The organism is Mycolicibacterium vaccae NBRC 14118 = CIP 105934 (assembly GCF_001552715.1).
Classification (GTDB): Bacteria; Actinomycetota; Actinomycetes; order Mycobacteriales; family Mycobacteriaceae; genus Mycobacterium; species Mycobacterium vaccae.
Genome location: NZ_BCRS01000047.1, coordinates 1 through 12,806, shown reverse-complemented (window position 1 = coordinate 12,806; position 12,806 = coordinate 1). Strand labels below are relative to the sequence as shown.

The following is a 12,806-nucleotide window of genomic DNA, read 5'->3' as shown; positions in this document are numbered from 1 at the left end:
CCTGCGCGCCAAAGCAGGCTCCTGGTAGGACGGAACCATGAAGCTGCGACGGGTGCTCACCGACGGCGGGTTGGAAGTGCAGTCTCTGGGAGCCGACGGGGCATGGGTGCGCGCCGAGGACCCCTCGCCGTTGGGTGGTGTGGTGTTCGACGCCGGGTGGGAGCTCGCCGCTGCGCAGCGCCAGCACGACCTTGCCGGGCAGGTGCTGCCGTTTCAGCCGGCGTCGTTCCGCGACTTCATGCTGTCCGAGGCGCACGCCACCGACGCGGCACGCGGACTGGTGCGGCGGTTCCATCCCCGCCAGTCCCAGGCCGCCGCGGCGATCGAGAAGGTCACCGGAAGGCCGTTCCCGCTGTTCCGGCCCAAGCCGCTGTTCTACCGCCAGCCGATCTACTACATGTCCAACCACCTGAGCTTCATCCCCAGCGGCACGCCCGTGGCGTTTCCGTCGTACTCAACCGCGCTGGACTTCGAACTGGAGGTCGGCTTCGTCCTCAAGGCGCCGCTGTTCAACGCCACGGCCGACGAGGCGCTGGCGGCGATCGGCGCGTTCGTCGTCGTCAACGACTTCAGCGCACGCGACGTGCAACGCGCCGAGATGGCCACCGGGCTGGGCCCGCAGAAGGCCAAGCACTTCGCGTCGTCGATGTCGGTGGTGGCCGTCACCGCCGACGAGATCCTGCCGCGCCTGGAAGCGCTCACCGGGACGGTGAGTATCAACGGAGCCCGGGTCGGCACGGTCTCCAGCCGCGACCTGCAGTGGTCGTTAGGCGACGTGCTCGCACACGCGTCCCGGGACGAAAGGCTTTATCCCGGTGAGTTGTTCGCCACCGGCACGCTGCCCGGAGGTAGCGGCATGGAAACCGGGCGCTGGCTGCGGCCAGGTGACGAACTGCGGCTGAACATCGATCAGATCGGCGAAATCAGCCACCGGATAATGGCGTGAAACTCGCTGCAGAACAGCGAGTTTCACGCCAAACGTCATGACTGCCGAAGGGCCTCTATCTCCAGGGTGATGGTCACCTTGTCGCCGATCACCGTGCCGCCGGTCTCCAGCGGCATGTCGATGTCGATGCCGAACTCCTTGCGGTTCAACGTCACCGAGGCCGTGAAGCCGGCGACCTCGCCGTGGCCCATCCCGGGGTTGACGCCGTTGAACTCCAGGGTCAGCGAAACCGGGCGGGTCACGCCCTTGAGGGTGAAGTCGCCGTCGACGACGTAGTCGTCACCGGAGGGTCGGACGGCGGTCGATACGAAGGTCGCCACCGGGAACTTCTCGGTGTCGAAGAAGTCTGCCGAGCGCAGATGCGCGTCGCGCTGTTCGTTGCGGGAGTCGACGGAGTCGACGGCGATCTCGGCGCGGACCGCCGGTACCCCGTTCTCGTCGACGGTGATCGCGCCGTCGAAGGTGCCGAAGACGCCCCGGACCTTGCTCACCATCAGGTGGCGGACGGAGAAGGCGACCGACGAGTGGGCGGGGTCGATGGCCCAGGTTCCGGTGGACAGGGCGGCGGTGGTTGTGGTCATGGGTGTCCCTTTGTGTGTCGAGGTGGGTCGGTGGACCGACGGTTACCTCACGACCAAACGGACTATGGTCCGAATTCATTCCCGGCGGACCGGTCCGGCCGGCAGCCGGGATCGGTTCGCGACACGTTCGAGACCGTGTCGCGGCGTGGGCCACTAGGCGGGCGGTATCTGCGACGTCTAGTATCAGTAACCACGCGCAACCCCTACCCGCAGGGGTTGCGTGCGAAGTTAGGGCACACTGACACGCGCGTCCGACACAAGGCATGGATACTTGCTGAGTTGGTCACGGCATCGGCTGAGCCCTGCCTGCTAGCAGCCCCACCGGACAGGTAGTTCGAGAGGACTTGAGGAGTAGTTCGTGACGTACGTCATTGCCGAGCCCTGCGTCGACGTCAAAGACAAGGCGTGCATCGAAGAGTGCCCTGTCGACTGCATCTATGAGGGCGCACGCATGCTGTACATCCATCCGGACGAGTGCGTCGACTGCGGCGCCTGCGAGCCGGTGTGCCCCGTGGAGGCCATCTACTACGAGGACGACGTCCCCGATCAGTGGAGCAGCTACACCCAGAGCAACGCGGACTTCTTCGCCGAGCTGGGTTCGCCGGGCGGCGCCTCGAAGGTCGGCCAGACCGACAACGACCCGCAGGTGATCAAGGATCTCCCCCCGCAGGGCGAGGACTGAGTACCACGGCCCAGCGCGAACCCTCCGAGTTCACCCGGCCGCGTAAGTCGGCGTCCCTGCCGGTCTTCCCGTGGGACACGCTGGCCGAGGCGACCGCGGCGGCCCGTGCGCACACCGGCGGAATCGTGGACCTGTCCGTCGGCACCCCCGTCGATCCAGTGGCCCCGGTCATCCGTGACGCGCTGGCCGCGGCCAGTTCGGCGCCGGGATATCCGACGACGCACGGCACTCCCGCACTGCGCGAGGCGGCCGTGTCCGCGCTGGCGCGCAGGTACGGGATCACCGGGGTGTCGCCCGAGGCGGTACTCCCGGCGATAGGCACCAAGGAGCTCATCGCGTGGTTGCCCACCACGCTCGGGCTCGGGGCCGGGGACGTCGTCGTGGTACCCGAGCTTGCCTACCCGACCTACGAGGTCGGTGCGCTGCTGGCCGGTGCCGCGGTGGTCCGCGCCGATTCGCTGACCCAGCTGGGCCCCTCGGTGCTGTCTGGTCTTCGCGCAAGCGGCTCATCCGAATCTTCTGGTCTTCGCGCAAGCGGCTCATCCGCCCCGGCGCTGGTCTACCTCAACTCCCCGAGCAACCCGACCGGCCGCATTCTCGGCGTCGATCATCTGCGCAAGGTCGTCGAGTGGGCGCGCGAGCGCGGGGTGCTGGTCGCCTCCGACGAGTGCTACCTCGGTCTGGGCTGGGACGACACGCCGGTCTCGGTGCTGCATCCGCAGGTCTGCGACGGTGACCACACCGGACTGCTGGCCATCCACTCGCTGTCGAAGACGTCCTCGCTGGCCGGCTACCGGGCCGGCTTCGTCGCCGGCGATCCGGCGGTGGTGGCCGAACTGCTCGCGGTGCGCAAGCATGCCGGGCTGATGGTGCCGACGCCGATCCAGGCCGCGATGGTGGCCGCGCTCGACGACGACGCCCACGAGCAGGAGCAGCGCGAGCGTTATCGGCGCCGCCGCGACGCGCTACTGCCCGCGCTGCTGGCCGCAGGTTTCACCGTCGATCACTCCGAGGGCGGGCTCTACCTGTGGGCCACCCGCGACGAGCCGTGCCGCGACACCGTGGCGTGGCTGGCGCAGCGCGGCATCCTGGTCGCGCCGGGGGAGTTCTACGGCCCGCGCGGCGCCCGCCACGTCCGGGTGGCGCTGACCGCGACCGACGAACGCATCGCCGCCGCGGTGCAACGTCTCGGCGCCCAGTCCTAGCCGCTCAGTCCTAGCGCCCAGTACCGGCGCTCAGGTTTCCGTCGCCCGCAGTCCCAGCGCGAGGACCAGTCGGTCGTCGGGGTCCGCCAGTGAGGTCGACAGCAGCTTCTCGACGCGGCGGATGCGGTAACGCACCGTGTTCGGGTGCACGTGCAGCTGCGCGGCGACGGCGGCGATGTCGCCGAAGCCCTCCAGATAGGCCTGCAGCGTCGAGGCCATCAGTGGGTCACCGGCCCGCAGCCGACGCACCCGCGGGTCGACCAGATGCGGCTGCGAGGCGACGTGCGAGACGATCTCGTCGAGCAGCACGGTGGTGCGCGCGTCGTCCAGCGAGGTCACCGAATCGATTGCGCCCGGGTGCCGTTCGGCGCTGTCGAACACCTTGTCCACCTTGGCGCGCGCGTCCGCCGCGTCGGCCAGGCCCGCCAGCGGCGCGGTGACCGCACGCACCTGCAGCCCGAGTTCGCGCCGCAACGACGACACCACACCGCGCGCCCAGGAACCCACGGCTGCGGTGGCCCGGAGTTCGGGGAACAGCACGTACACCCGGTCGCCGGCGGCGGCCACCTGCGCGTCGGCGCGAAAGGCGCCGGCGCTCAACGCCAGGACGTCGACGGGCACGGCGGCCCCGCGGCGGTGGAACCCCACCAGTGCAGCGCGTCCGTCGGCCGGGATGCCGAGCTCGCCGGCCAGCGCCGCCACGTCCCCGACGTCTGTCCCCGTCAGCCCGAGCAGCTGCTGGATGCGGGCGGCATGCTGCGACGGTGCCGCCGCCAGCCGCGAGATGATGCGAGCCGCCAGCACCGCCCCGCCGCGCAGGATGTCCTCGGCATCGTCGGCAGGCGGCGCCGAGCCCTGCTGCAGCCAGATGGCGCCGGCGAACCGCGTCGGATGCCGCGCGTCGGCCGGCAGATGGATGCCGACCGCCAGCCGCGGCTTCAGCCCCAGCTCCGGACGCTCGGCGACGCGGACCACGTCGGGGCCTGCGCGCAGTGCGTCGAAGATGCCCCACTGCCCGATCCATTCGAGATGTTCGGGCGGCCCGGCCCGGCCCAGGATCGTCAGGCGGCGCAGTTCGTCGGCCTCGTCGCTGGCGGAGTAGGCCAGCATCCGGCTGTCGACGTCCTCGATGCAGATCATGCCGCGGGTGCGGTCGGCGATGGACTGGGCGAGCCCGAACAGATCGGTGCCCGAGCGCCGCTGCGGGTCGCTGCGGTCCCCGTGGTGCTCGATGGCGTAGTTGACCAGGCGGTACAGGTGTTCCCAGCGGGCCCGCGGGTCGACGGTGACGACCGCGGTGCCCAGTGCCACCGCGCGGGCCACCGCGTGCGGGGTCGGTTCCTTGACGAAGATCGCAACCGGCCGGTCGGCGTGCTGTTCCAGCCACCTCAGCGTCGCGGCGTCGGACCCGCCCAGCAGGAAGAACAGATCAGCCGAACCGGGCCCCAGCGAAAGGCCGAGGCGCACGTCGTCGGCGTCGACGAGCGCCACCGAGGTCACCGGCAGGTCCAGCCCGCGGGGCGCCTCGACGAGCGTGACCATGGTCCGGTCCAGCGCGAGGAGCAGCTGACCGAGGCCCAGACCGGGTATGGACGGCATCGCGGGTTCCTTTGTCCGATTGCCCCAACAAGTCTGCCACTGGTTGTCCGAACAGCCATCGCCAATCACGACCGGAAGCGACGATCCTCGGTGTATGACCGCGATCACCGCGATAACCGACGTGCCGCTTCCGGCCAACGAGCCGGTGCACGACTACGCCCCCGGCTCGCCGGAACGCCACCGGCTGGAGGACGCGCTGGCCGCGCTCGCCGGCGACCCGATCGACCTGCCGCATGTCATCGGCGGGACCCACCGGATGGGCACGGGCGCCACCATGGACGTCGTCCAACCCCACCGGCACTCCGCACGCCTGGGCGTTCTGACCAACGCCGGGCACGCTGACGCCGCCGCCGCGGTGGAGGCCGCCGTCGCCGCCAAGCCGGGCTGGGAGGCCACCCCGTTCGACGAACGCGCCGCGGTGTTCCTGCGCGCGGCCGACCTGCTGTCGGGCCCGTGGCGCGAACGCATCGCCGCCGCAACGATGCTGGGCCAGTCCAAGACCGCCTATCAGGCCGAGATCGACGCGCCGTGCGAACTCGTGGACTTCTGGCGGTTCAACGTCGCGTTCGCCCGGCAGCTGCTGGCCCAGCAGCCGGCCAGCTCGAAAGGGGTGTGGAACCGCACCGACTACCGCCCGCTGGAGGGCTTCGTCTACGCCATCACGCCGTTCAACTTCACTGCGATCGCCGGGAATCTGCCCACCGCGCCCGCACTGATGGGCAACACGGTGGTGTGGAAGCCTTCGCCCACCCAGATGTTCGCGGCCTACCTGACCATGCAGCTGCTGGAGGCGGCGGGCCTGCCGCCGGGGGTGATCAATCTGCTGGCCGGTGACGGGCAGGCCGTCTCGGAGGTGCTGCTGGCCGACCGCAGGCTGGCCGGCATCCACTTCACCGGCTCCACCGCGACGTTCCAGCACCTGTGGCGGGAGGTGGGCACCCACATCGACCGCTACGACACCTATCCCCGGCTGGTCGGCGAGACCGGCGGCAAGGACTTCGTGGTCGCACACCCCTCCGCGCAACCGGATGTGCTGCGCACGGCGCTGATCCGGGGTGCGTTCGACTACCAGGGGCAGAAGTGTTCGGCCGCGTCGCGGGCCTACATCCCGCGGTCGGTGTGGCAGCAGATGGGCGAGGACTTCCTCGACGCCACCGAGGCGCTGAGCTACGGCGACGTCACCGACCTGACCAACTTCGGGGGCGCGCTGATCGACGAGCGCGCCTTCGCCAAGAACGTCACCGCGATCGAGCGGGCCAAGGGCGCCGCCGGGGTGACGGTGGCAGTCGGCGGTGAATACGACGACAGCGAAGGCTATTTCGTGCAGCCGACGGTGATGCTGTCCGACGACCCGGCCGACGAGGCGTTCAGCACCGAGTACTTCGGGCCGCTGCTGGCGGTGCACGTCTACCCCGACGCGGACTACGAGCGCATCCTCGACGTCGTGGACCGCAGCGCTCGCTACGCGCTGACGGGCGCGGTGATCGCCGACGACCGCGCCGCGGTGCTGACGGCCCAACAACGGTTGCGGCATGCGGCGGGCAACTTCTACGTCAACGACAAGCCGACCGGCGCGGTGGTCGGGCAGCAACCGTTCGGCGGCTCGCGGGCCTCCGGCACCAACGACAAGGCCGGTTCGCCGATGAACCTGCTGCGGTGGACCTCGGCGCGCTCCATCAAGGAGACGTTCGTGCCCGCGACCCGGCACGCCTATCCGCACATGGAGGTGTAGCGGTGGGCGTCTTCGGCACGGTCGCGCGTCCGGTGATCCTGGCGGCCGCCCGCCGCGACGGCCTGCGCCGCGCCGCCGAGCGGATCCCGCTGACACGCGAGGTGGTGCGTCGCTTCGTGCCGGGGGAGAGCCTCGATGACGTGATGACATCGGTTGCCCAGCTGCGCGATTCGGGAAGGCTGGTGTCCATCGACCACCTCGGCGAAGACGTCGCCGACGCCGACGCGGCCGCGGCGACCGTCACCGCGTACCACGCGCTGATCGACGCGCTGGCCGCCCGCGGTGAAACCGGCGCGGACGTGGCGCCGACCGAGGTGTCGCTGAAGCTCTCGGCGCTGGGGCAGGCGTTGCCGCGGGACGGCGAGAAGATCGCGCTGGAGAACGCGCGTGCGATCTGCGAACGGGCGCTGGCCGCGGGCGTGTGGGTGACCGTCGACGCCGAGGACCACACCACCACCGATTCGACGCTGTCCATCGTGCGTGAGCTGCGGGTGGACTACGACTGGGTGGGCACCGTGCTGCAGGCCTACCTGAAACGTTCGCGGGCGGACTGCGCGGAGTTCGCCGCCGCCGGGGGTGCGCGAATCCGGTTGTGCAAGGGTGCTTATGACGAGCCGGCCTCGGTGGCCTTCCGGGACCGCGACGAGGTCACCGCCTCGTACCTGCAGTGTCTGCGAATCCTGATGGCCGGCAACGGCTACCCGATGGTGGCCTCACACGACCCCGAGATCGTCGATGCCGTGCCCGCGTTGGCGCGCGAGTACGGCCGCGGCGTCGACCGTTTCGAGTACCAGATGCTTTACGGAATCCGCGACGCAGAGCAGCGGCGGCTGGCCGGGCAGGGTGGCCACGTCCGCGTCTACGTGCCGTTCGGCACCCAGTGGTACGGCTACCTGGTGCGCCGGCTGGCCGAGCGTCCCGCGAATCTCGGGTTCTTCCTGCGCGCGCTGGTGGACTGAGAGCTACGCCGGATAGGCCGCGACCGGCATGATCACGGTGCCCTTGCAGAGGCCTTCCAGGATCTCGGTGCGCCAGGTGCCGAACATCGACCCGTCGGCGGTCGGGGCGTAGAACACCAGCGAACGCGCGGCGGCGTACTCGCGCGGGACGTCGGCGCCGCGGAAGCACTCCCACTGCCAGTTGTAGTTGAACACCCACTGCCTGCCGTCCCAGGTGTAGCGCGCGGGCTGCGGAATCGTCGGGTTCGACGGCGCCGGGCCGTCGGACGCGGTGGCCACGCAGGTGCCCACACAGGACGTGCTGAAGGTGTACTGACCGCTGAAGTCGGGTTCTGGCTGGCGGGCGGCCACACTCGTGCCGAGTTTGTCGGAGGCGAACGTCACCACCGTGTAGCGCCCGCTCCAGTCCGGCGTCGCCGCCAGTGCGGTGCCCTCAGCGCCCACGCACGCGGCCGCGACGAAGGTCACGGACGCAAGCGCACTGCGCGCACGTCGCACCGGCATGGTTTCCTCACAGTTTCTAGGGCTGGCACAGCAAACTTAATTTCCCTACCCGTCAAGGTGCCGGACCGACACGGTCGGTTCGGGCACGGTTGCGTCACGGGTTGATATCGGCCCGGACCGTCGAATGACGTTCGTGGCGAACGCAGCTCACCGTCCGTCGAGCAACATCAGGGTCCACGCGGCCAACGTCTGTGCGTCGGTGATGGTCCCGTCACGCATCATCTGCTCGAGTTCGGCGCGGCCGAACCAGCGACTGCGCATGTCCTGCTCCTCGGGTTCTCGCTCGTGCGGTCCCTCGGTGATGCCGGTGGCCAGGTACACCCGGCCGCGCTGACTGCTCATCCCGGGCGCGACGTCGAGCAGCCCGATCTCGGTCATCGTCGCCGCGAGCAGACCCGTCTCCTCGCGCAACTCCCGCGCGGCCAGTTCGGCGCCGTCGAGTTCGGCCAACCCGGGCGCGGTGCCCTGCGGGAACTCCCACCGGCGCAGCCCGATCGGATACCGGAACTGCTCGACGAGGTGAAAACGGTCCCCGTCGCGGGGGATCACCAGCGCGTAGGTCGGCTTGTCCACCACCGCGTACACACCGGCGCTGCCGTCGTCCCTGCGGATGCTGTCCTCGCGGATCGTCAGCCAGTTGTTGCGGTACACCTCGCGCGTCCCCACGCACCGGATGGAATCCACCGCACCAGTATGACCAGGGGTGGGGAGTAGCCTCAGTTCCTGTGTTGCTGGCGTCCTTGAACCCCGCGGCGGTGGCCGCGGGCGCAGATCTCGGCGATGCGGTGCGCATCGACGGGGTGTCGTTGAGCCGAAGTGATCTCGTCGGGGCGGCGACGTCGGTGGCCGAACGCGTGGCCGGCGCCTCCCGCGTCGCGGTGTTGGCCACGCCGAGCGCGGCGACCGTGCTCGCGGTCACCGGCTGCCTGATCGCCGGGGTCCCTGTCGTCCCGGTGCCTGCCGACGTCGGCACCGCCGAACGGCGGCACATCCTCGCCGACTCGGGGGCCCAGGCGTGGCTCGGCGACCTTCCCGGGGAGACCGAAGGGCTGCCGCACATCCCGGTGCGCATGCACGCCCGGTCCTGGCACCGCTACGCGGAGCCGCCGCCGCAGGCCCCTGCGCTGATCATCTACACGTCGGGGACCACCGGGCTGCCCAAGGGCGTGGTGGTGAGCCGCCGCGCGATCGCCGCCGATATCGACATGCTCGCCGAGGCCTGGGAGTGGACCTCGCAGGACACCCTGGTGCACGGACTCCCGCTGTATCACGTGCACGGTCTCGTGCTGGGCCTGCTGGGTTCACTGCGGATCGGAAACCGATTCGTGCACACCGGGAAACCCACGCCGCAGGCGTACGCGCACGCGGTGGCCGAGCTCGGCGGCACGCTGCTGTTCGGGGTGCCGACGGTGTGGTCCCGGATGGTCGAGGACGGCGCGGCCGCCCGCGCGCTGGCACCGGCGCGTCTGCTGGTCTCGGGCAGTGCGGCACTGCCGGTTCCGGTGTTCGACGGGCTCGCCGAGCTGAGCGGGCACCGGGCCATCGAGCGCTACGGCAGCACCGAGACGCTGATCACGCTCAGCACGCTGGTCGGTGGGGAGCGCAGGCCCGGCTGGGTCGGCCTGCCGCTGCACGGGGTGTCGACCCGGCTGGTCGCCGACGACGGTTCGGAGCTGCCCCACGACGGCGAGGCGATCGGACAACTGCACGTGAAGAGCCCGACGCTGTTCGACGGCTATCTCAACCGCCCCGACGCCACCGCCGAGGTACTCGGCGACGACGGCTGGTACCGCACCGGTGACGTGGCGGTGATCGACGCCGGCGGCATGCACCGCATCGTCGGCCGCGAGTCGGTCGACCTGATCAAGAGCGGCGGCTTCCGGATCGGCGCCGGCGAGATCGAGACCGTGCTGCTGGAGCATCCCGGGGTGCGGGAGGCAGCGGTGATCGGCGCGCCCGACCCGGATCTCGGACAGCGCATCGTGGCCTTCGTCGTCGGCGACGCCCGGCCCGACGAGTTGATCGAGTATGTGGCGCAGCAGCTTTCGGTGCACAAGCGGCCCCGCGAGGTTCGGGTGGTGGACAGCCTGCCGCGCAACGCCATGGGCAAGGTGCTGAAGAAGGAACTGGCGCAATGGGTCTGAGATTCAGCGACATCTGCATCGACGCCAACGACGTCCCGGCACTGGCGCACTGGTGGTCGCAGGCGCTGGGCTGGGCGGCCGAAGACGCGGACGACGGTGACGTCGCGCTGCGTGCTCCTGGTGGCGTCGGGCCGGACTGGCTGTTCCTGGCGGTGCCCGAGGGCAAGGCTGTGAAGAACCGCATCCATTTCGATTTCACGCCCGACGACCAGGACGCCGAGGTGGAGCGGCTGATCGGTCTGGGGGCGCGCCGTGTCGACATCGGCCAGGGCGAGCAGAGCTGGGTGGTGCTGGCCGACCCCGAAGGCAACGAGTTCTGCGTCCTGGCGGCCGAGGGGTGACCCGGCCCGCGGTGCGGTGGGCGCTCGCCGGGATCGCCGGCGTGTTCGTCGCCGCGCTGCTGCCGGGCTGCGGTCACCCACCGGAGGTGACGCTGGTGCAGACCAGCATCGTGCTGCCACCGCCGGCGCCGCCACCGCTGCCCCCGCCGGCCGAACCCCTGTCCATCGGCCCGGCCGCTGTGGACACCACCGGCGGCTGGCTTCCCGACGGCACCATGCTGTCGCCGTTCGACACCGCCAATCCGATTCTGTCGCAACTGGATCCGGCGCTGCTGGCCGCGGTTCAGAACGCCGCCCGGGCTGCCGAGGCGGAGGGTGTGTCACTGAGGGTGACGTCGGGTTGGCGGTCGCGGGGCTTCCAGCAGAGGTTGTTCGACGATGCAGTGCGCAACTACGGCAGTCTGGAGCAGGCCGGCGAGTTCGTGGCCACGCCGGAGGTGTCGCAACATGTCTGGGGTCGGGCCATCGACATCGGGCCGCCCGAGGCCGATCACTGGCTGATCGCCAACGGTGCGAGGTTCGGCCTGTGCCAGGTCTATGCCAACGAGATCTGGCACTTCGAGCTCACGGCCGACGGGCAGGGGCGGTGCCCGCCACTGAAGCCCAACGCGGCCGGCTGAGCGTCAGGCCTGAGACGGAAACGCCTTGGGGGACAGCAGCGCGACCGCCAGCGCGGCCCCGATGAGTGCGGCACCGGCCCACGGCAGCGCCGGAAGTCCCGCCGACCCCAGCAGCCCCGCCCCGATCGCCGAGCCGCCCGCGATACCCGCGTTGGACGTCGCGTTGATCCAGGCGCCCGCGCGTTCGGGCGACATCGCACCGGTGCGCACCGCACAGGACTGATAGATCGACGGCACACCACCGAATGCGGTGCACCACACCGCGACCACCACCAGCACCGCCCACAATCCGGGCGACGGCACCGACAGGCAGATCACCGCGAGCATGGTCATCCCGAGCAGCACCGCCGTCGTGCGCCGCGGATTGCGGTCCAGGCCCCGGCCCGCGTACCACAGGCCGAGCAGACCGCAGGCCCCGCAGACCAACAGGATCGGTCCGATCAGCGCCGGACGCGCACCGTGGGCGAGCAACATGACGCTGACGAACGTGTACACGGTGAACTGTCCGAGGAACACCAGCATGTTCGACATCGCCACCGCGGCAAGACGTGCGCGGCCGTCGCCCTCAGTGCGGTCCGGCCGGGCGGTCCGGTCGTGACCGACGGGCGGCAGCACCTTCGCGAGGAGGGCCAGCGTCGCCACCGACAGCACCGTCAGCGCCACGAACGACATCCGCCAGCCGGCGGCCGTGCCGAGCGAGGTCAGCAGCGGTACACCGAGCACCAGGCCCACCGAGGCGCCACTTGCGGCCAGCGCGAGCGCGCGCCCGACCAGGGCCCGCGGCACCAACCGCGGGGCGTAACCGATCACCAGTGAGAAGAACAGCGCGTGGGTGATCCCGCCGAGGGCGCGTCCGGCCGCGACGAGCGCGAACACCGGCGCCACCGCGACGACCGCGTTGCTCACCGCGTAGCCGGCGACGGTGACCATCAGCAGCGGCTTGCGGGCGAACCTGATGGTGAGCACCGTCAGCGGCACCGCCAGCGTGGCCACCATGACCGCGTACAGCCCGACCAGCAGGCCGGCCGTGGCATCGGAGATCTGGAACGCCGCGCCGATCTGGGGGAGCAGCCCGACCGGCAGCATCTCGGTCGACACCGCCAGGCACGACGCCGCCGCGAGGCAGAGCAGTGCGGGCAGGTTCGCGCGCAGGCTCCGGTCGGGGGGTGAGGTGACGGCCATGGCCACGGAATATACTCGGTCAACGAGTTTAATCAAATGACATACTGCTCGGCGATGTCTGACGACCAGCGACGTACCGTACACCCGCGGTGGCTGGGGGCCGCCGAACTGCTCAGCGTTGTGCGCGCCGAACCCGGCATCACCCGGGCCGCCGCCGCCCAGCGCCTGGGGATCGGCACCGGTCAGGCCGCGGACATGGTTGCGCGGCTCAGGCAGATGCGGCTGCTCGACGAGACACCGGCGCCCGCGCAGGGCCGGGGACGGCCGACCACCGTGCTGGGGCCGCACCCGGGCGGGCCGCTGGTGCTGGC

The 12,806-nt window shown here is 70.5% G+C and carries 14 protein-coding genes; 9 read left to right on the top strand and 5 right to left on the bottom strand.

Translation table 11 applies throughout. The annotated features are described in order from the left end of the window. Nucleotides 1-37: 37 nt before the first annotated feature. The gene (locus tag MVA01S_RS11315) at nucleotides 38-946 is read left to right on the top strand and encodes a fumarylacetoacetate hydrolase family protein (protein ID WP_003931201.1); all 909 of its coding nucleotides are present in this window, start codon (nucleotides 38-40) and stop codon (nucleotides 944-946) included. A gap of 35 nt (nucleotides 947-981) precedes the next feature. Here the strand turns inward: MVA01S_RS11315 and MVA01S_RS11310 are convergent, their stop codons facing one another. Next, entirely contained in the window at nucleotides 982-1,527 is a 546-nt protein-coding gene (locus MVA01S_RS11310; RefSeq protein WP_003931202.1) for a YceI family protein, read from the bottom strand. Nucleotides 1,528-1,885: 358 nt separating this feature from the next. On the opposite strand from MVA01S_RS11310, the gene fdxA reads away from it, so the two are divergent. Both fdxA and dapC read left to right on the top strand, forming a co-directional pair. After that, complete coding sequence (gene fdxA / locus MVA01S_RS11305) at nucleotides 1,886-2,209, top strand: ferredoxin (protein ID WP_003931203.1); 324 nt, start codon at nucleotides 1,886-1,888, stop codon at nucleotides 2,207-2,209. Beyond that, entirely contained in the window at nucleotides 2,206-3,414 is a 1,209-nt protein-coding gene (gene dapC / locus MVA01S_RS11300) for a succinyldiaminopimelate transaminase (RefSeq protein ID WP_051015296.1), read from the top strand. The genes fdxA and dapC overlap by 4 nt, the downstream gene beginning before the upstream one ends. A 30-nt stretch (nucleotides 3,415-3,444) precedes the next feature. On the opposite strand, the gene MVA01S_RS11295 is transcribed toward dapC, so the two are convergent. Further along, nucleotides 3,445-5,013: a PucR family transcriptional regulator gene (locus tag MVA01S_RS11295; RefSeq protein WP_003931205.1), complete on the bottom strand. Its 1,569-nt coding sequence runs from the start codon at nucleotides 5,011-5,013 to the stop codon at nucleotides 3,445-3,447. A gap of 103 nt (nucleotides 5,014-5,116) precedes the next feature. On the opposite strand from MVA01S_RS11295, the gene pruA reads away from it, so the two are divergent. Together pruA and MVA01S_RS11285 are read left to right on the top strand one after the other, a co-directional pair. Beyond that, the gene (gene pruA / locus MVA01S_RS11290) at nucleotides 5,117-6,745 is read left to right on the top strand and encodes an L-glutamate gamma-semialdehyde dehydrogenase (RefSeq protein ID WP_060941597.1); all 1,629 of its coding nucleotides are present in this window, start codon (nucleotides 5,117-5,119) and stop codon (nucleotides 6,743-6,745) included. A gap of 2 nt (nucleotides 6,746-6,747) precedes the next feature. Beyond that, on the top strand, nucleotides 6,748-7,704 hold the full coding sequence (locus tag MVA01S_RS11285) for a proline dehydrogenase family protein (RefSeq protein ID WP_060941594.1): 957 nt from the start codon (nucleotides 6,748-6,750) through the stop codon (nucleotides 7,702-7,704). A gap of 3 nt (nucleotides 7,705-7,707) precedes the next feature. On the opposite strand, the gene MVA01S_RS11280 is transcribed toward MVA01S_RS11285, so the two are convergent. Both MVA01S_RS11280 and MVA01S_RS11275 read right to left on the bottom strand, forming a co-directional pair. Further along, on the bottom strand, nucleotides 7,708-8,208 hold the full coding sequence (locus MVA01S_RS11280; protein WP_003931037.1) for an Rv2253 family sensor-like surface protein: 501 nt from the start codon (nucleotides 8,206-8,208) through the stop codon (nucleotides 7,708-7,710). 147 nt (nucleotides 8,209-8,355) lie between these two features. Next, the gene (locus MVA01S_RS11275; protein WP_040541543.1) at nucleotides 8,356-8,892 is read right to left on the bottom strand and encodes an NUDIX domain-containing protein; all 537 of its coding nucleotides are present in this window, start codon (nucleotides 8,890-8,892) and stop codon (nucleotides 8,356-8,358) included. A 41-nt stretch (nucleotides 8,893-8,933) separates the two neighbouring features. Between MVA01S_RS11275 and MVA01S_RS11270 the strand changes: the two genes are divergently transcribed. The 3 genes from MVA01S_RS11270 to MVA01S_RS11260 are packed head-to-tail and all read left to right on the top strand — an operon-like array spanning nucleotide 8,934 to nucleotide 11,313. After that, complete coding sequence (locus MVA01S_RS11270; RefSeq protein WP_003931039.1) at nucleotides 8,934-10,352, top strand: acyl-CoA synthetase; 1,419 nt, start codon at nucleotides 8,934-8,936, stop codon at nucleotides 10,350-10,352. Continuing rightward, on the top strand, nucleotides 10,343-10,693 hold the full coding sequence (locus MVA01S_RS11265) for a VOC family protein (RefSeq protein ID WP_003931040.1): 351 nt from the start codon (nucleotides 10,343-10,345) through the stop codon (nucleotides 10,691-10,693). Before MVA01S_RS11270 ends, MVA01S_RS11265 begins: the two co-directional genes overlap by 10 nt. Next, nucleotides 10,690-11,313, top strand: a complete 624-nt coding sequence (locus MVA01S_RS11260; protein WP_003931041.1) for a M15 family metallopeptidase — start codon at nucleotides 10,690-10,692, stop codon at nucleotides 11,311-11,313. The genes MVA01S_RS11265 and MVA01S_RS11260 overlap by 4 nt, the downstream gene beginning before the upstream one ends. A 3-nt stretch (nucleotides 11,314-11,316) precedes the next feature. Here the strand turns inward: MVA01S_RS11260 and MVA01S_RS11255 are convergent, their stop codons facing one another. Further along, complete coding sequence (locus MVA01S_RS11255; protein WP_003931042.1) at nucleotides 11,317-12,495, bottom strand: MFS transporter; 1,179 nt, start codon at nucleotides 12,493-12,495, stop codon at nucleotides 11,317-11,319. 54 nt (nucleotides 12,496-12,549) lie between these two features. On the opposite strand from MVA01S_RS11255, the gene MVA01S_RS11250 reads away from it, so the two are divergent. Further along, a partial coding sequence (locus tag MVA01S_RS11250; protein ID WP_255251693.1) for a MarR family transcriptional regulator occupies nucleotides 12,550-12,806 on the top strand: 257 nt, incomplete at its 3' end.